The sequence below is a fragment of the Marinobacter oulmenensis genome (genome assembly GCF_014201735.1).
GTDB classification, from domain to species: domain Bacteria; phylum Pseudomonadota; class Gammaproteobacteria; order Pseudomonadales; family Oleiphilaceae; genus Marinobacter; species Marinobacter oulmenensis.
The window spans coordinates 60,209-78,520 of the sequence record NZ_JACHFE010000008.1; the positions used below are offsets into that span (position 1 = coordinate 60,209).

Below are 18,312 nucleotides of genomic sequence, written 5' to 3' on the forward strand. Positions count from 1 at the left end.
GGACGGGCGTAATAGCCAGTCGAAAGCCGTCCTTTTCGGTTCAGGAAGGACGGCTTTTTTATTGGCTGAAGATCAGTGCACTTGGTAACTGGATTGACTGTTGGGTGACAGACATATGAGTAAGCGACGGGTGGTGATCACCGGTATGGGGATGGTTTCCCCGGTGGGAAACGATGTCCAGTCCTGTTGGGAAGCGATCTGTGCCGGCCGCAGCGGTATCGGCCCGATCGACCGTTTTGATGCCAGCGACTACAGCACGCGGATTGGTGGTGCGGTCCGGGACCTGGATATCGAGCCTTTCCTCTCTCCGAAAGAGGCCCGCAAGCTTGACGCGTTCATTCACTATGGCCTGGCCGCTGCGCAGCAGGCCGTGGACGACAGCGGTCTTGAAACGTATGACCGGCTTGATCGTGAACGGGTCGGGGTCGCTATTGGTTCCGGTATTGGTGGTCTGGAGTTCATTGAGAAGAACGTCATCCAGATGGAAAAGTCCGGACCTCGCCGGGTGTCGCCTTTCTTCATACCCGCTTCTGTTGTCAACATGCTGTCCGGTAATACGGCTATCCGCTACGGCTACCAGGGGCCCAATATTGCGATCGTGACTGCCTGCACCACAGGTACCCACAATATCGGCTATGCCGCCCGTACCATTGCCTACGGAGATGCCGACGTCATGCTGGCTGGTGGCTCCGAAATGGCGACCACCCGTAGCGGCGTGGCGGGTTTCTCGTCGGCCAAAGCGTTATCCACGCGTAACGATGAGCCCGAAAAGGCCAGTCGCCCCTGGGATCGTGACCGTGACGGCTTTGTCCTCAGCGACGGCGCCGGTGTTCTGGTCCTCGAGGATCTGGAGCATGCCCGGGCCCGGGGCGCCACCATATACGGTGAGGTGGTGGGCTTTGGCATGAGTGACGATGCGCACCACATTACTGCACCGCCCTCGGACGGTGAAGGTGCGGCCCGCTCCATGCGTAACGCCATACGTGACGCCGGCCTTAAGCCCGAAGACGTCCACTACATCAATGCGCACGGCACATCCACCCTGGTGGGTGATGTTGCTGAGGTGGCCGCGGTGAAATCCGTTTTTGGTGCTCACGCCCAAAAGCTGGCGATGAGCAGTACCAAATCCATGACCGGCCATCTTTTGGGTGCCGCCGGTGCTGTCGAAGCGATATTCTCCGTCCTGGCGCTGAAGGAAGGCGTACTGCCGCCGACCATCAACCTGGACAACCCGGACGAGGGCTGTGACCTGGATTTCGTTCCCCATCAGAGCCGCAAGGCGGATATCCGCACGGCGCTGTCGAACTCCTTTGGCTTTGGGGGAACCAACGGTACCCTGATCATGAGCCGCTACGAGGGATAAGGGCTCGTGTTTCAGCTCTTCCGGGCAGACGAGGAGGGGGTGCCCTCCGACGATCGGGGGCTGGCATATGGGGATGGGTTGTTCGAAACCCTGCGGGTGTCCGGCGATCATGCCCCGCTGCTGAATCCTCATCTGGACCGGCTGGTCCGGGATGCGGGCAGATTGGGCATTCCGGTTCCCCGGGGTGACCTTGAAAAGACCTGCCTCCAGATCATGGCCCGGGAAGCCGGGCAATACGATGGCAGGCCCTGGGTACTCAAGCTGATCCTGACCCGGGGTGGTAGCGGCCGGGGTTACCAGCCGGAACCGGGCGCCTCTCCACATCTGCTGGTGCGCCACGGTCCGGCGCCAGATGCGCCCCCGGAAGGAGGCGTTGACATCGACTTCTCTCCGGTTCCGCTTACCGTCAATCCTGTGCTCGCCGGCATCAAGTCGCTGAACCGGCTGGAACAGGTGATGGCGGCAAAGGCCATGCCCGAGGGCATCTTCGAGGTGTTGATGAGCAACGCCGAAGGGCAGGTGGTGGAAGGAACCCGGACCAATCTGTTTCTGGCCACCGATGATGGCTGGCAGACACCGCCTGCTTCAACCCTGGCGGTCTGCGGGGTCATGCGTCGCCATGTGCTGGCCTGTCTGCATAACGCCGGTGAACCCGTGGTTGAGGCACCGGTGACCCTTGATCAGTTGGGCCCCGACCGGTGCCGCGGGCTATACCTGACCAACAGTGTTCTCGGGGTTGTTCCGGTTCGCACTCTGGCGGGGCAGGCTTTGCCAGTAACCCGTCGGCTTGCGACAATCGCCTTCTCATCCCAAGTAATGGAATAAGCCGTGTTCAGAAAGCTACTGTTTCTGTGTTTCTCCGCCCTGGTGCTCGTCGGCGCCGGTGGGGCGCTGTGGGCCTGGCAGGGGCTGGAGACGCTCAAGAAGCCTATCCCTCTGGCGCAACCTGAGGTCTTCACCGTGGAATCCGGTACGGCCTTCAGTCAACTGGCATACCGCCTGGCTGAGGAAGGCCTGGTCAGTGAATCGCTGTGGCTGAGGCTCTACGGAAGGCTGAATCCGGAGCAGACCCGGATCAAGGCGGGGGATTACCAGCTTGAGCCGGGCATGACTCCTCTGGCGGTGCTTGACGATATGGTTGAGGGCAGGGTGAAACACTGGTCGGTACAGTTTATCGAAGGCCGTACGTTCGCCGACCTCCGGGCGAGGCTGGCAGCCAGTGAGCATCTGCACAAGGAAACCACGGACTGGACCGATGCCGAGATCATGGCCGCCGTCGGCGCGCCGGACCAGCATCCGGAAGGCCGCTTTTTCCCGGATACCTATCTGTTTACCAGTAGCGAGTCCGATCTGGATCTGCTTAAGCGCTCCTATGAGCGGATGGCGTCCGTGCTGGAGGAGGAGTGGCAGCAAAGAGCGGAAAACCTGCCTTACGAGTCCGCCTATGACGCGCTCATCATGGCGTCCATTGTTGAACGGGAAACCGGCGTAGCGGGCGAACGTCAGGACGTGGCCGGTGTGTTTGTAAGGCGCTTGCAAAAAGGTATGCGGCTGCAGACGGATCCGACTGTGATCTACGGCATGGGGGACAGCTATGAGGGGCGGATTGGCCGCCGGGATCTGAGGACCCATACACCGTACAACACCTACATGATCAATGGCCTGCCGCCGACGCCCATAGCCCTGCCGGGGCGGGAGGCCATTCATGCGGCTCTGCACCCTGCCGAGGGCAGCGCCCTGTATTTTGTTGCCCGGGGTGATGGCACTCACAAATTTTCAGACACGCTGGCAGAACATCAGCGCGCGGTCAGGGAATATCAGTTGAACCGGAGCGAGGACTACCGCTCCTATCCCGCCCCCGAAGATGAAAACACTGAAGAGGCCGGGCAGTGATGGCGGATCGTGGTCGTTTTATCACCTTTGAAGGGACCGAAGGGGTGGGCAAGTCCACCCAGTTGCAGCGGGCCGCCCGGGCGCTGTCCGATTTGGGGCTGGAGGTGGAAATCACCCGGGAGCCCGGTGGAACCCCGATGGCTGAAAAAATCCGTGAACTGCTGCTGGCACCAAGGGAAGAGCCTGTCAGTGATATCACCGAGTTGCTGCTGATGTTCGCGGCTAGGGCGCAGCACCTGCGTAACCGGATACTGCCGGCGTTGGAGCAGGGCAGGTGGGTTCTGTGTGACCGTTTTACGGACGCCACCTTCGCCTATCAGGGCGGTGGGCGCGGCGTGCCGCCGGAACAGATCGAGATTCTGGAAACACTGGTTCAGGGTGACGTGCGTCCGGATCATGTGATTCTTCTGGATGCGCCGGTCGAGACCGGCATGGCACGGGCGAAAAAGCGCGGTGAACTGGACCGTTTCGAGCAGGAAACGCTGGCGTTTTTCCAGCGTATCCGGGAAACCTATCTGGAGCGCGCCACTGCCAACCCGGGTCAGTACCATGTGGTCAACGCGGAACTGCCCCTCGACCAGGTATCCGAAAGCGTGACCGCCCTGTTGATTGCGATAGCCCGCATGCCATCAACCGCCTGAAGGCAGCGTTTGCTTTCAGGCCGATACCTGGCAGTTTCGTGCACTTTCCGTCCGGATCTGCTTTAATTGAGGAACATTCTCGATTAATTGTCGGCAGAAGTAATGCTCAACGCCAAACTTCTAAAGCTTCCGGTGGCTGCCCACCAGCATAACCATGAGCACCATCAGATCGTTGTCGGTGTCCGTGGCGAGGCCGATCTGAGTGTTGATGGGACTGGTGCCCATCTGGATACCTGGAAGGCCTGCCTGGTGCCGACCGAAGCCCGCCACGATTACTGGGGGGATGCCCAGAACCACGTCATGGTGATCAATGTGGATCCTGTGACGCCTGCCCTGAGTTCCCCGGCCCATGCCGATTACGAGCGGATGATGCGGGTTTTCGAGGAGCCCCGGAGTCTGCAGATGGACAGTCGTCTTCAGGGGTTGGTTCAGTTTGCAGCGGGTGAATTTGATCGCTGGCCTGACAATTACGCGTTACACCAGAATCTGGCCACAAGCATCCTTTACTGCATGGCGGAGCGGATTATCGACCGTCAGAGCTGTGTGGTGAACCGACATACCCTCAGCCCCCAGGCTGTCAGACACTATATTCTGAAAAACCTGCACCGGAAGATCACTGTCCGGGACCTGGCCGGCGTTGCCTGCCTGAGTGTCAGCCGGTTCCATGAGATTTTCAGGGAAGTCACCGGGGTCACGCCGCACCAGTTCCTCTTGCACACCCGGTTGGAGCAGGCCATCCATCTTCTTGCATCCACCCGCCTTTCGGTTTCCGAGATCAGCTATCGAACGGGTTTCTCCTCCCAGAGCGCGCTCACCAACGCATTGCGCAAACATCACGATACGACGCCAACAAGGTTAAGGGCACAGCAATACGTGGCCTGACAGGGCCAATTGCTGGAGTTCAGGAAGGATTTACAAAATTATCGTAGGAATTTGTAAGCCTGAGGGCGCTAGTAATACTAGTTTATTGACCTTGAACAACAGCGCGGATAAGGACTATCCGCTATGCAATAAAAAGGGATCGGGAAACGACCAAACCAAGGGCTATGGAATAGCCCAAGCAAGCCAACAACAAACCTTGGATAGCGCAAGGGGAGATACCTGACATGATAGGAAACAACATAGGGGTTACTATAACCTTTATTCTGTATATCCTGATGATGCTGGGGGTGGGCTATGTTGCCTGGAAACGCACCTCCAACCTCTCGGATTACATTCTTGGCGGCCGTTCCCTCGGCCCCCTGCCTTCGGCACTGAGTGCCGGTGCCTCGGATATGAGTGGCTGGCTGCTGCTCGGTCTGCCGGGCTATGCGTACGCGGCCGGTTATGAGGCGATCTGGATTGCCGTCGGTCTGCTGGCCGGTACCTGGCTGAACTGGCTGTTTGTCGCCCGTCGCCTGCGCACCTACTCGCTGGCTGCCGGTGACTCGCTGACCCTGCCCTCGTACTTCGAGAACCGCTTCAACGACACCAGTCGTATCCTGCGGGTGGTCTGCGCGTTCTTCATCCTGCTGTTCTTCCTGTTTTACACCAGCTCCGGTCTGGTTGCCGGTGGCAAGCTGTTCGAAACCGTCTTTGGCCTCGACTACAACATCGCTATCGTTGTGGGCACCCTGGCCGTGGTTTCCTACACCTTCTTCGGTGGTTTCCTTGCGGTTTCCTGGACGGACGTCATTCAGGGCCTGCTGATGTTCGCTGCACTGCTGCTGGTGCCGATCATTGCCATGAACGCTGCCGGTGGCTGGGACGCAACCCAGGCCGCGATGGAAGCGAAGAACCCGGAATTTCTGAATGCTCTGACAGGCACCGACGGCAACGCCCTGGGGGCAATGGCGATCATCTCCCTGCTGGCCTGGGGTCTGGGCTACTTTGGTCAGCCGCACATCCTGGCGCGCTTCAAGGCGATCCGCTCTGAAGATGACGTGCCAACTGCCCGTCGCATTGCCGTGATCTGGAGTGGTCTGGGTCTGCTCGGCGCGCTGCTGGTTGGCTTTTCTGCCATTGGCTACTTCGAGACTCCGCTGGATGACGGCGAACGTGCCTTCATGCTGCTGGTTGATGCCATGTTCCACCCGGTCATTGCCGGTATCCTGCTGGCGGCTATCCTTGCGGCCATCATGAGTACTGCGGATTCCCAGCTGCTGGTGTCCTCTTCCGCTCTGGCAGAGGATTTCTATAAGGCCATCTTCCGTAAAGACGCCTCCCAGAAGGAACTGGTCTGGGTCGGTCGTTTCGCGGTTGTCGGTATCGCCATCATCGCCCTGTTGCTGGGACTGGATCCGGACAGCAAGGTACTTGAGCTGGTGTCCTACGCCTGGGCTGGCTTCGGGGCTGCCTTTGGTCCGGCGCTGATTCTGTCGCTGTTCTGGAAAGGCATGAACCGCGCTGGCGCGATCGCAGGCATCATCGTCGGTGGTGTTACCGTCGTGGTCTGGGGCAACATCTCCGGCGGTATCTTCGATCTTTACGAGATCGTACCTGGCTTCATCCTTGCGGCGATCGCCATCGTGGTCGTTTCCAAGGTGTCTGGCACCCCGCACCAGGACATCCTGGAGCAGTTTGACCGTGCCATGGGCCGTGGAGCGCGTGACCTGCCGTAACCTGCAGGATTACAGCCCACAGTAAAAAGGGACTCCTTCGGGAGTCCCTTTTTTTATGCCATGTCTCCTCCCGGGATGGGCTGCTGCGACTGGGCGGGTGGAGACTCTTGGGACCCGGTTCCGATGTTGCTGGAAGTGTGAAGGCATAAAAAAACGCCAGCCCGGAGGCTGGCGTTTTTTTCTGGAGTCTACCTTTTCAGGCGATCAGGCGACGCTCGCCTCGGATGCCTTCTTGGTGTAGTCCTCCATCTGGTCGAAGTTGAGATACTTGTAGATCTCTTTCGACATGCTGTTCAGGTCCTTGGCGTACTCCATGTACTCCTGAGGGGAGGGGAGTTTGCCCAGAACGGCACCCACAGCTGCCAGCTCCGCGGAGGTCAGGTACACGTTGGCACCATCGCCCAGGCGGTTGGGGAAGTTACGGGTGGATGTGGACAGCACGGTGGACTTGGCCGCAACCCGTGCCTGGTTACCCATGCACAGAGAACAGCCCGGCATCTCGGTGCGTACACCGGCGGTGCCGTAGGTGTTGAAGTAGCCTTCGTCCATCAGCTGCTGCTGATCCATCTTGGTCGGCGGTGACATCCACAGGCGGGTGGTCAGTGCACCCTTGTGCTGGGCCAGCAGTTTGCCGGCGGCACGGAAGTGGCCAATGTTGGTCATGCAGGAACCGATGAATACCTCGTCGACCTTGTCGCCGGCCACTTCGGAAAGGAAGCGGGCGTCGTCCGGGTCGTTCGGGCAGCAGACGATGGGCTCGTTGATGTCGGCCAGATCGATTTCGATCACGTGAGCGTATTCTGCGTCCTTGTCGGCACGCATCAGCTTCGGATCCTTCAGCCACTCTTCCATCTGCTGGGCACGACGCTCCAGGGTGCGCGGATCGCCGTAGCCTTCGGCAATCATCCAGCGCAGCATGACGATATTGGAGCGCAGGTACTCGGCAACAGAGTCTTCGGACAGGTTAATGGTACAACCAGCCGCGGAACGCTCGGCAGAGGCGTCAGACAGCTCGAACGCCTGCTCAACCGTCAGGTGCTCCAGACCTTCGATCTCCAGGATGCGACCGGAGAACTCGTTGATCTTGCCTTTCTTCTCAACGGTCAGCATGCCCTGCTTGATGCCGTACAGCGGAATGGCGTGTACCAGGTCACGCAGGGTGATGCCCGGCTGCATTTCACCTTTGAAGCGAACCAGCACGGATTCCGGCATGTCCAGCGGCATAACGCCGGCGGCAGCGGCGAACGCCACCAGACCGGAACCGGCCGGGAAGGAGATGCCCATCGGGAAACGGGTGTGGGAGTCACCACCGGTACCCACGGTGTCCGGCAGCAGCATGCGGTTCAGCCAGGAGTGAATGATGCCGTCGCCCGGGCGCAGGGAAACACCGCCACGGTTGCGGATGAAGTCCGGCATGGTGTGCTGCATTTCCACGTCAACCGGCTTCGGATAAGCGGCAGTGTGACAGAAGGACTGCATCACCAGGTCCGCCTGGAAGCCCAGGCAGGCCAGGTCTTTGAGTTCATCACGGGTCATCGGACCGGTGGTGTCCTGGGAGCCCACGGTGGTCATGTGCGGCTCGCAGTAGGTGTTCGGGCGAATGCCTTTGCCTTCTTCCAGGCCACACGCCTTGCCGACCATCTTCTGGGCGAGGGTGAAGCCCTTGTCGCCTTCTTCCGGATCTTTCGGCAGGCGGAAAATGTCGGTGGGGCCCATGTTCAGGGCTTCGCGTGCCTTCTTGGTCAGGCCACGGCCGATGATCAGCGGAATACGGCCGCCAGCCTGCACTTCGTCCAGGATTACTTCGGACTTCAGGCCGAACTCGGAGATCACGTCGCCGGCTTCGTTCAGGATTTTGCCTTCGTACGGGCGAATGTCGATCACGTCGCCCATATTCATGTTGTCGACCGGTGCCTCGAATACCAGGGCGCCGGCGTCTTCCATGGTGTTGAAGAAGATCGGGGCAACCTTGTTACCGATACACACACCGCCGGCGCGCTTGTTCGGAACGCCCGGGATGTCTTCGCCGAAGTACCACAGTACCGAGTTGGTACCGGACTTACGGGAGGAACCGGTACCGACGACGTCACCCACGAAGGCAACCGGCAGGCCCTTGGACTGGATCTCTTCGATCTGTTTGATCGGACCCGTTACGCCTGGCTCCTCGGGGTTCAGGCCATCACGCTCCATCTTGTACATGGCGCGGGCATGCAGAGGGATGTCCGGGCGGGACCAGGCATCGGGGGCCGGGGACAGGTCGTCGGTGTTGGTTTCGCCGGTTACCTTGAACACCACCATCTTGGTGCTCTCAGGTACTTTCTTCTTGCCGGTGAACCACTCGGCGTTGGCCCAGGACTCAACGACTTCCTTGGCAACGTTGTTGCCGGCGTCCATCTTCTCTTTCACATCGTTGAAGGCATCGAACATCAGCAGGGTGTGCTTGAGCTCTTTACCGGCCAGTTCGGCCAGTTCGCTGTCGTCGAGCAGGTCAACCAGGGTTTCGATGTTGTAGCCACCCTGCATCATGCCCAGCAGCTGTACCGCTTTTTCCTTGCTGATCAGCGGAGAAGAGGCTTCGCCCTTGACGATGGCGGACAGGAAAGCGGCTTTGACGTAAGCGGCTTCGTCCACACCCGGCGGAACGCGGTTTTCCAGCAGGTAGACCAGAGTTTCCTCTTCACCGGTCGGCGGGTTTTTCAGCAGTTCAACCAGTTCGGCGACCTGCTCGGGATTCAGGGGTTTCGGGGGGATACCCAGGGCTTCACGTTCAGCGACGTGTTCACGATAGGCTTCTAACACGATATGGACCCTCATCAGTTGGAATGTCCACGCCTTGGCGCAGTGTGCCTGGCGGGAGTTTTGTGGCGAAAAGGCCGCAGGAGCCTCTGAATAACGCCTCAAATCACCGATGGGGCTTCAGGATTTATTCAGAGACTCCTTGATCTGGCGCAGCATTCTATAGGAAACCCCTTATAAAGTTAAGTTGGACAGAGGTCGGAGAAGTTTGTTATGTGCGCTATACTCCCGCGCCCGTTTCCCGAAGCTGTCCGATGACCAACATGACCGACGCCCTGCAAGAGATTCATCAGTTCCTCCCGTGCCGCACGCCTCAGACCTGGATTGACAACGCCCTGGCCAATCAGGAACTACTGCTGATTGATCATGCCCATTGCGAGAAAAAAGCGGCTTCCACAGCCCTGAGCCTGATGTACCGGTATCTCGATAACACCGATCTGCTCAACAAGATGTCGCGACTGGCTCGCGAGGAGCTTCGGCATTTTGAGCAGGTGCTGGCGATCATGAACAAGCGCGACGTGGTATACGACCACCTGTCACCCGCCCGTTACGCGGCGGGTCTGAGGGCACTGGTGAGAGGCGAGGACCCCGGGCGGCTGGTGGATGTGCTGATTGTGGGCGCGATCATTGAGGCCCGTTCCTGCGAGCGCTTTGCGGCGCTGGCACCGTACCTGGATGATGAGCTCGCGGGTTTCTATACCGGACTTCTGAAATCCGAAGCCCGCCACTATCAGGACTATCTCAGGCTTGCCGAACAGGCTCAGGGTGGCCCGGTTGAAGATCGCCTGGCGGTATTTCTGGCGGCCGAGAAAGCGTTGATCGAGCAACCGGACACCGAATTCCGCTTTCACAGCGGACCGGTTCCCGACTGATTACAGCTCCCGGCAGAGTTCCATCCACCGGTCGATACCGGCACTCCGGTATTTCTGCCGGTGCAGAATGAAATAGAACTGACGGTCAAACTGCCGGTATTCCGGCGCTTGAAGGGGGACCAGGCTGCCGCGCCGGAAAGCGTCCGCCAGGACCACTTCGGACAGGCATCCGATGCCCAGACCAGCTTCCACCGCCCGCTTGATCGCCTCGGTGTGTTCCAGTTCCAGCAGTACATTCAGATCGGGCAGCAGCCCGTGCATGCCCCGTTCGAAACTCTGACGCGTGCCCGACCCTGGTTCCCGCATGATCCAAGTGGCCTGCCGGAGGTCGTCATCATCCAGAATCTGCTGCCTGGCCAGTGGGTGCTCCGGAGAGCAGAAAACCACCAGTTTGTCCCCGCGCCAGGGGATTACCTCCAGTTCCGGTGACTGCAGCTCCCCTTCGATCAGGCCGATGTCCAGCTCAAAGTCCCGAACCCGCTGGGCAATGGTGCTGGTGTTGGCGACTTCCAGGGTGACTGGGGGATGAGTAGGGGTATTCATGTATTGGGCCATGACGCCCACGGCCAGATAGTTTCCTATCGTAAGCGTTGCGCCCACTTTCAGCGCGCCCACTTCCGAATGTTTGCTGAAGGCCTGTTCCAGATCCTGGGCCTGGGCCAGCAGGGCTTCGGCCCGGGGGCGGTAGAGGCGGCCGAGTTCGTTCAGTTGCAGGCGTTTGCCAACCCGGTCGAACAACTGGATGTTGAACTGGTTTTCCAGTTCTTTCAGCGCGCTGCTGGCGGCTGACTGGGACATGGCCAGGGATTCAGCCGCGCGCGTGATGTTCTGGAAGCGGGCGGCGGCCAGAAAGACTTCGAGTTGGCGAAAGGTGTATTTCATGACTCAGGGTTATAATCGATTCAGTCGAAAAAGGTTATGGGCATATCCCATTTCATCGATAGGTTAACCCGGCGTTAGAATACAGGCAATTGCTATTGAGTATTCCGAATGATTGCAGCGAGAGGTACATAATGAGCAATCTCATCAAGGAGACCGTCACCAGTGTCCATCACTGGAACGAGACTCTGTTCAGTTTCAAGACCAGCCGTGACCCCGGCTTCCGTTTCAAGAATGGCCATTTTGTGATGATTGGCCTGGAAACGGATGGCAAGCCTCTGATGCGGGCGTACAGCATCGCCAGCGCCAATTACGAGGAAGAGCTGGAGTTCTTCTCCATCAAGGTGCAGGACGGCCCTCTGACGTCCCGACTGCAGAAGATCCAGCCGGGCGATCAAATCCTGCTGAGCAAGAAGCCGACCGGAACCCTGGTGCTGGATAACCTCCTGCCGGGTCGTAACCTGTGGCTGATCAGCACGGGCACCGGGCTGGCGCCGTTCATGAGTATTATCAAGGACCCGGATGTCTATGAGGCCTTTGACCGGGTGATTCTGACCCACGGTGTCCGCTATGTTTCCGAGCTCGCCTATCAGACGGAAATCGAGGCTCTGCCTGCAAATGAATACTTTGGCGAGATGGTGCAGGGCAAATTGATGTATTATCCGACGGTTACCCGTGAATCTTTCCGCAACGAAGGGCGGCTGACCGATGCCATGGAAACCGGCAAGATCAATCAGGATCTCGGTCTGCCAGAATTCGATGTGGAGAATGACCGTTTCATGATCTGCGGCAGCCCGAGCATGCTCAAGGACACCTGTGCCATTCTCGACAATATGGGCTTCAAGGAAGCCCGTGGCGGCGATATGGGCCATTACGTGATAGAGCGGGCGTTCGTGGAACAATAAGGACAATCCATGTTCAGTCTCGAAATCGAACCCAGGTTCAGCGATACCGACGCCCTGGGCCACATCAGTAATACGTCTCTGCCGGTCTGGTTCGAGCAGGGGCGTACGCCGATCTTCCGGATGTTTCACCCCAGCCTGGAAGTGGGCACCTGGCCGTTGATCATTGCGCGCCTGGAGGTGGACCTGATGGCCCAGAGTTACTGGCACATGCCGGTGGAGATCCGCACCGGTGTCGGCAAAATCGGTAACACCTCCTTCCATGTGATTCAGGAGGCCTGGCAGAACGGCAAGCAGATTGCCCGCGGCAAATGCGTGCTGATCCATTTCGATTACGAGCAGGAGAAGTCGCTGCCGATCCCGTCCGAGGTTCGCAGCAAGCTGGAAGAGCATCAGGTGGCCGAATGACCCGTATACCGGCGAATACCCCTGTGCCGGAGAACGATGGCGCCTGTCGGCACCTGACCGGTGCCTCGTTTCCGGATGTCGAACTGGTGTCGACCTCCAGGGCCGGGGTCAACCTGGCCGGCCAGTCCGGTTTAGTGGTTCTCTACTGTTATCCCCGCACTGGCCACCCTGGTCGCCCGTCACCCGAAGGGTGGGCGCAGATTCCCGGGGCACTGGGGTGTACACCTCAGGCCTGTGCCTTCCGGGATCACTATGGTGAGATGGCGGACCTGGGCGCACGGGTTTTTGGCGTCAGCACCCAGAGCCCCGAAGATCAGCGTGAGGCGCGTGAACGGCTCAACATCCCTTATGAGCTGCTCAGTGATGAACCTCTGGCGTTTGCCCGGGCACTGCAATTGCCGACGTTTTCCGTGGATGGTGCGACGCTGCACCGGCGAGTCACACTCATCGCCCGGGATGGTCGCATCGAGAAAGTGTTCTATCCCGTTTTTCCCCCGGATGATCATGTCTACGAGGTGCTCGATTGGCTCAAGGCCGGCATCGCATAGCACCCATCATCCTGTGCCTGGCGCTGCTGGTTCTGCCGGTTGCGGCGGTTGTCGGGGGGGCGGTCGCCGAGCCCGGCCGTGAGATCGCTGCTGTGCCGGAGCTGACCCTGACCCCGGAACAGGCCGACTGGGTGGGGCAGCAGATTTTCCGTAACGAGTGCGCGGCCAGGCTGTCGTGTCTGGCGCACTGGAATCAGGGCGAAGCGTTTCCCTCTCTCGGCATTGGCCATTTTATCTGGTACCCGGCCGGTGTGGATGGCCGGTTTGTGGAGAGCTTTCCGGCGCTGATTGCCTACCTGAAAAAACAGGGTGCCCGGCTGCCTGACTGGTTAACTGTGTCGGCGCCGCTGGATGCGCCCTGGCCGGACAGAGCGGCCTTTATGGACAGCCTTCTCAGTCCCCGTGTCGAACAGCTCCGGGAGTTTCTCTACGAAACCCGCGGCCTGCAGGTCCGGTTTATTCTCGAGCGGACCCGTAGCGCGCTTGACGAACTGGTTCGGGCGGCGCCGGATGAACGGCGCGCGCAAGTGCGGGACAGGCTTGCCCGCCTGGTGGCCACGCCCGGTGGCACCTACGCCCTGATGGACTATGTCAATTTCAAGGGCGAAGGGCTGTCGCCATCGGAGCAATACCGGGGCGAGGGCTGGGGGCTGCTTCAGGTACTCCTGGCGATGGAGCCAAAGCCCGGAGGCTCCACTCTGGACGCATTCCGGGAAGCGGCGGGCCGTGTGCTGACCCGGCGGGCTGCCAATGCCGATAACGATATTGAGCGGGAGCGCTGGCTGCCCGGTTGGCTCAAACGCCTGGATACCTACCGGGAGCCTGTTGCGCCCTGAGTCTTCAGTGGTCTGGCTGCAGCGGTGCTTTTTTCAGATCCGGGGTCTGGCCGGGTTGCACTTCCAGCCACCAGACATGTTCGTCCCAGTCGCCCAGAACGATGCGCCGGGCCGGTTGGCCATTGGCCTGCAGGTCGTGGATGGCCGGGCGATGGGTGTGTCCATGGATCAGGCGTTGTACGCCATGTTTCTCCATCTCGGTGACCACTTCCTCCGGCGTGACGTCCATGATCGCCTCTGCTTTACCCTGGTTCTTGGCCATGGATACGTCCCGTAACTGACGGGCCATCTGCTGACGGTCTTCCAGCGGGCGCGACAGGATCATCTGCTGCATCTGGGGATTGCGCATGTTTGCCCGGAACTTCTGGTATTCCTCATCCGCCGTGCACAGGCTGTCGCCGTGCATCAGCAGGGTAGGGGTGCCGTAGAGATCCACCACCGTCGGGTCATCCAGTAGGGTCGCTCCGGCACGGGCGCAGAAGTCCTCGCCGATCAGGAAATCCCGGTTGCCGTGCATCAGAAACAGTTCGGTGCCGCCGTCACTGACAGCTTTGAGCGCCCGGGCCACGGTTTCCTGCAGCGGCGTCCGCTCGTCGTCACCGATCCAGGCTTCAAAAAAATCACCCAGGATGTAGAGGCGTTCGACGCCGCTGGCGTGGTTTTCCAGGAAGCCGAGGAACGCGTCCGTAATATCCGGACGCGACTCCTCCAGGTGCAGGTCAGAGATAAACAGCGTGGTCACGCGTCCTCCAGAACCTCGGCTTTTTCGATAACCACATCGTCGTGGGGGACGTCCTGATGGCCGGCACGCATGGTGGTGCGTACCGCGCGAATCTTGTTCACGGTGTCCATACCTTCAACCACCTTGCCGAATACGCAGTAGCCCCAGCCTTCGGTGTTCTTGGCGCTGTGATCCAGAAAGCCGTTGTCTTGGACATTGATGAAAAACTGGGCGGTGGCGGAATGCGGGTCCATGGTGCGGGCCATGGCGATGGTGCCGACTTTGTTGCTCAGGCCATTGTCCGCCTCGTTCTGGATGGCTTCGCGGGTTTTGCGCGGCTGCATGCCAGGCTCGAAGCCGCCGCCCTGAACCATGAAGTTGCTGATGACGCGGTGGAAAATCAGGCCATCGTAGAAACCGTCGCGAACGTACTGTTCGAAGTTTTTCGCGGTTTCCGGGGCCTTGTCGTGGTCGAGTTCCAGTTTGATGTCGCCGAGGTTGGTTTGCAGCAGAATCATCGGGGGTTCCTGTCAGTAAATGGAAAGGCGCTATTGTACGCAAGAGTTTCAGATGATGCATGAGTCAGGGGCGGATTTGTGAGTATAATAGACGGTTTCACGGAGCCTCTGGACAGCTCCCAAGATTCATTCCCTGTTAACAGAGATTGTATGAGCGCCGAGTCGAAGAAAGCCCACAACTTTATTCAGAGCCTGATCGAAGACGCCATTGCCAAGGGTGAGCACACCGGCAAGGTGGTAACCCGTTTTCCGCCAGAGCCCAACGGTTATCTGCACATCGGTCACGCCAAGTCCATTTGCCTGAATTTCGGCATCGCCGAAACCTTTGAGGGCGAATGCAACCTTCGCTTTGACGACACCAACCCGGAAAAGGAAAACCAGGAGTATATCGACGCCATCAAGCAGGATGTCGAGTGGCTGGGTTACCGCTGGGCCGGGAATGTGCGTTTTGCGTCGGATTATTTTGACCAGTTATACGGCTTCGCCGAAGAACTGATCCAGAACGGCAAGGCCTATGTCTGCGCCCTGACCGCCGATGAAATGGCCGAATACCGGGGCACCCTCAAGGAGCCCGGGCGCAACAGTCCCTACCGGGACCGTCCGGTGGAGGAAAGTCTGCAGCTGTTCCGTGACATGCGTGCCGGCAAGTACCAGAACGGAGAGCTGGTGCTGCGGGCCAAGATCGACATGGCGTCGCCCAACATCAATCTGCGGGACCCGATCCTGTACCGGGTGCGGTATGCGGACCATCACCAGACCGGCGACAAGTGGTGCATCTACCCGATGTACGATTTTACCCATCCGATCTCGGATGCGCTTGAGGGCATTACCCATTCCCTGTGTACGCTCGAGTTCGAGGATCACCGGCCGTTGTACGACTGGGTTCTGGATAACATTTCGGTACCCTGTCATCCCCGGCAGATCGAGTTTGCCCGGCTGAATCTCAATTACACCATTACCTCCAAGCGCAAACTCAAGCGCCTGGTGGACGAAGGCTATGTGGATGGCTGGAACGATCCGCGCATGCCGACCATCTCCGGCCTTCGCCGTCGTGGCTATACGCCCCAGTCCATCCGCACCTTCTGTGACATGATTGGTGTAAACAAGGCCGGTGGCACCGTGGATGTGGGCATGCTGGAGCATGCCATCCGCGAAGATCTCAACACCCGGGCCCCGCGGGCCATGTGCGTGATGCGTCCGCTCAAGGTCACCCTGGTCAATTACCCGGAAGGCGAGACGGAAACCCTGAGCCTGCCTGTGCATCCCCAGAACCCGGATATGGGGCAGCGGGAAGTGATCTGGAGCCGCGAGCTGTACATTGACCGTGAGGACTTCGCCGAAGAACCGCCCCGCAAATGGAAGCGTCTGGCTCCGGACCAGGCGGTCCGCCTGCGTGGCGGCTATGTCATGACCTGCCGGGAAATCATCCGGGATGACAGCGGTGAGATCGTGGAGCTCAAGTGCGAGTACGATCCGAACACCCTGGGTGTCAATCCCGAAGGCTACAAGCCCAATGGCGTGGTCCACTGGGTGTCAGCCACTGACAGCGTCGAAGCGGATATCAACCTGTACGACCGCCTGTTCGATCATGAAGCGCCGGACAGTGACAAGGAAGGGGATTTCATCGACCACCTGAATCCCCAGTCCCTGGTTGTGCTCAAAGGTGTCCGTGTTGAAAAGGGGCTGGCGGAACCGCGCACGGACGTGCCCTACCAGTTTGAGCGTGAAGGCTACTTTTTCTGTGACCCGGCCCTGACCGAGTCAGCCGGGCGCCCGGTCTTCAATCGCACCGTCACCCTGCGGGATTCCTGGGGCAAGGGAGGCAAATGATGCGTATCTACAACACCCTGACGCAGCGCAAAGAAGAGTTTCATCCCCTTGAGTCGGGCAGGGTGCGCATGTATGTCTGCGGCATGACGGTTTACGACTACTGCCACCTGGGCCACGCCCGGGTGCTGGTGGCGTTCGATGTCATCACCCGCTATCTGCGCCATCGGGGCTACGATGTTCATTACGTGCGCAACATCACCGATATCGATGACAAGATCCTGCGGCGCGCCGAGGAAAACGGTGAGCCGTTCAGCGAACTGACCGACCGGATGATCCGGGCGATGCATGAAGACGAAGCCCGGTTGGGGGTGCTGTCTCCGGATGAGGAGCCGCGTGCCACCGGTCACATCGAAGAGATTGTCGCGATGATCCACCGGCTGATTGCCAGTGGTCACGCCTACGAGGCGGACAATGGTGATGTCTACTTCGCTGTGGAGTCCTTTCCGGATTACGGCAAGCTCAGCAAGAAAAAGCTGGAAGACCTGGTGGCCGGCGCCCGGGTGGATGTCCGCGAGGCCAAGCGCAGCCCGGCGGATTTTGCCCTGTGGAAAGCGGCTCCGGAAGGTGAGGTGAGCTGGCCGTCGCCCTGGGGGGATGGCCGTCCCGGCTGGCACATTGAGTGTTCCGCCATGTCCACCAAATGCCTGGGTGATACCTTTGACATCCATGGTGGTGGGCCGGATCTGCTGTTCCCGCACCACGAAAATGAGATTGCCCAGTCTGAATGCGCCACTGGGCATCCGTTCGCTCGTACCTGGATGCACGCGGGGGCTATTCGTGTGGACAAGGAGAAGATGTCCAAATCCCTGGGCAATTTCTTCACCATCCGCGAAATTCTCGAGAAGCATCCGGCCGAGGTGGTGCGCTACTTCCTGGTATCCAGTCATTATCGGAGTCAGGTGGATTATTCCGAGGATAATCTGGTGGAAGCCGGGCGCAGTCTGACCCGCCTCTATCACGCCCTGCGTGGCGTTACGCCGGCCAAGTCGGACTCGGTGCCGGAAACCGGCCATGACCGGCGCTTCGCCGAGGCGATGGACGATGATTTCAATACCGCCGGGGCCATGGCGGTGCTGCATGCGGTGGCCAACGAAATCAACCAGCATCGCCGGGATGGCGAAGACCTTGAAGCCCGGCAGAGTGCGGCGGTTCTGGTCCGGCTGGGTGCCGTTCTGGGCCTGATGCAGCAGGACCCGGAGGCGTTTTTCCAGGCGGACACCGGGGGCGAGCTGAGTGCCGCGGACATCGAGGCGATGATCCAGGCGCGGGCCGATGCCCGTAAGGCCAGAGACTTCGCGGAAGCGGACCGGATTCGTGACGAGTTGGCCGACAAAGGCATCATCCTGGATGACAGTCGGGAAGGCACCACCTGGCGTCGTGGTTAAAACGGGCGTTTAACTGCTCGATGGTAATGACGTTATAGGTAAAATCCCGTAGAATGCGGCGCTCCAATTACAATGCTCCCGCCTGCTCATGACCGTGGCGCCAGAGGCAAAGGGAGTGAC

17 protein-coding genes are annotated in these 18,312 nt (G+C 59.6%); 13 read left to right on the forward strand and 4 right to left on the reverse strand.

Features of this window, described 5'->3' with window-relative positions; translation table 11 throughout:
- Positions 1-115: 115 nt before the first annotated feature.
- The 6 genes from fabF (at position 116) to putP (ending at position 6,497) form a co-directional block, all read left to right on the forward strand.
- A complete protein-coding gene (gene fabF, locus HNR38_RS14325) occupies positions 116-1,363 on the forward strand; it encodes a beta-ketoacyl-ACP synthase II (RefSeq protein ID WP_183705520.1) in 1,248 nt (415 codons plus the stop codon).
- Positions 1,364-1,369: 6 nt separating this feature from the next.
- Positions 1,370-2,188 (forward strand): aminodeoxychorismate lyase, encoded by an 819-nt coding sequence (gene pabC / locus HNR38_RS14330; RefSeq protein WP_183705522.1) that lies wholly within the window; start codon positions 1,370-1,372, stop codon positions 2,186-2,188.
- 3 nt (positions 2,189-2,191) lie between these two features.
- Positions 2,192-3,256, forward strand: coding sequence for an endolytic transglycosylase MltG (gene mltG, locus HNR38_RS14335; protein WP_183705524.1), 1,065 nt, complete (start codon positions 2,192-2,194; stop codon positions 3,254-3,256).
- Positions 3,256-3,897: a dTMP kinase gene (gene tmk / locus HNR38_RS14340; RefSeq protein WP_183705527.1), complete on the forward strand. Its 642-nt coding sequence runs from the start codon at positions 3,256-3,258 to the stop codon at positions 3,895-3,897. The genes mltG and tmk overlap by 1 nt, the downstream gene beginning before the upstream one ends.
- Positions 3,898-3,999: 102 nt before the next feature.
- Positions 4,000-4,779, forward strand: a complete 780-nt coding sequence (locus HNR38_RS14345) for a helix-turn-helix domain-containing protein (RefSeq protein WP_183705715.1) — start codon at positions 4,000-4,002, stop codon at positions 4,777-4,779.
- A gap of 224 nt (positions 4,780-5,003) precedes the next feature.
- Positions 5,004-6,497 carry a sodium/proline symporter PutP gene (gene putP / locus HNR38_RS14350; protein WP_183705529.1) on the forward strand — a complete coding sequence of 498 codons (1,494 nt, stop codon included), beginning with the start codon at positions 5,004-5,006 and terminating at the stop codon, positions 6,495-6,497.
- 204 nt (positions 6,498-6,701) lie between these two features.
- Here the strand turns inward: putP and HNR38_RS14355 are convergent, their stop codons facing one another.
- Positions 6,702-9,296 carry a bifunctional aconitate hydratase 2/2-methylisocitrate dehydratase gene (locus tag HNR38_RS14355; protein ID WP_183705531.1) on the reverse strand — a complete coding sequence of 865 codons (2,595 nt, stop codon included), beginning with the start codon at positions 9,294-9,296 and terminating at the stop codon, positions 6,702-6,704.
- 260 nt (positions 9,297-9,556) lie between these two features.
- Here HNR38_RS14355 and HNR38_RS14360 point away from each other — a divergent pair, with 260 nt between their 5' ends.
- Entirely contained in the window at positions 9,557-10,165 is a 609-nt protein-coding gene (locus HNR38_RS14360) for a MiaE family protein (RefSeq protein ID WP_183705717.1), read from the forward strand.
- Here the strand turns inward: HNR38_RS14360 and HNR38_RS14365 are convergent, their stop codons facing one another.
- Positions 10,166-11,047: a LysR family transcriptional regulator gene (locus HNR38_RS14365; RefSeq protein ID WP_183705533.1), complete on the reverse strand. Its 882-nt coding sequence runs from the start codon at positions 11,045-11,047 to the stop codon at positions 10,166-10,168. It abuts the gene before it with no gap.
- A gap of 131 nt (positions 11,048-11,178) precedes the next feature.
- On the opposite strand from HNR38_RS14365, the gene HNR38_RS14370 reads away from it, so the two are divergent.
- The 4 genes from HNR38_RS14370 to HNR38_RS14385 are packed head-to-tail and all read left to right on the forward strand — an operon-like array spanning position 11,179 to position 13,738.
- Positions 11,179-11,949, forward strand: coding sequence for a ferredoxin--NADP reductase (locus HNR38_RS14370; protein WP_183705535.1), 771 nt, complete (start codon positions 11,179-11,181; stop codon positions 11,947-11,949).
- 9 nt (positions 11,950-11,958) lie between these two features.
- Entirely contained in the window at positions 11,959-12,354 is a 396-nt protein-coding gene (locus HNR38_RS14375) for an acyl-CoA thioesterase (protein WP_183705537.1), read from the forward strand.
- The gene (locus tag HNR38_RS14380) at positions 12,351-12,902 is read left to right on the forward strand and encodes a peroxiredoxin (RefSeq protein WP_183705540.1); all 552 of its coding nucleotides are present in this window, start codon (positions 12,351-12,353) and stop codon (positions 12,900-12,902) included. The genes HNR38_RS14375 and HNR38_RS14380 overlap by 4 nt, the downstream gene beginning before the upstream one ends.
- Complete coding sequence (locus HNR38_RS14385) at positions 12,878-13,738, forward strand: hypothetical protein (RefSeq protein ID WP_183705542.1); 861 nt, start codon at positions 12,878-12,880, stop codon at positions 13,736-13,738. The genes HNR38_RS14380 and HNR38_RS14385 overlap by 25 nt, the downstream gene beginning before the upstream one ends.
- Positions 13,739-13,742: 4 nt before the next feature.
- Here HNR38_RS14385 and lpxH read toward each other — a convergent pair whose 3' ends face one another.
- Positions 13,743-14,480: a UDP-2,3-diacylglucosamine diphosphatase gene (gene lpxH / locus HNR38_RS14390; protein WP_183705544.1), complete on the reverse strand. Its 738-nt coding sequence runs from the start codon at positions 14,478-14,480 to the stop codon at positions 13,743-13,745.
- The gene (locus HNR38_RS14395; protein WP_183705546.1) at positions 14,477-14,977 is read right to left on the reverse strand and encodes a peptidylprolyl isomerase; all 501 of its coding nucleotides are present in this window, start codon (positions 14,975-14,977) and stop codon (positions 14,477-14,479) included. The genes lpxH and HNR38_RS14395 overlap by 4 nt, the downstream gene beginning before the upstream one ends.
- Positions 14,978-15,127: 150 nt before the next feature.
- On the opposite strand from HNR38_RS14395, the gene HNR38_RS14400 reads away from it, so the two are divergent.
- A complete protein-coding gene (locus HNR38_RS14400; protein WP_183705548.1) occupies positions 15,128-16,807 on the forward strand; it encodes a glutamine--tRNA ligase/YqeY domain fusion protein in 1,680 nt (559 codons plus the stop codon).
- On the forward strand, positions 16,804-18,192 hold the full coding sequence (cysS, locus tag HNR38_RS14405) for a cysteine--tRNA ligase (protein ID WP_183705550.1): 1,389 nt from the start codon (positions 16,804-16,806) through the stop codon (positions 18,190-18,192). Before HNR38_RS14400 ends, cysS begins: the two co-directional genes overlap by 4 nt.
- Positions 18,193-18,312: the final 120 nt, after the last annotated feature.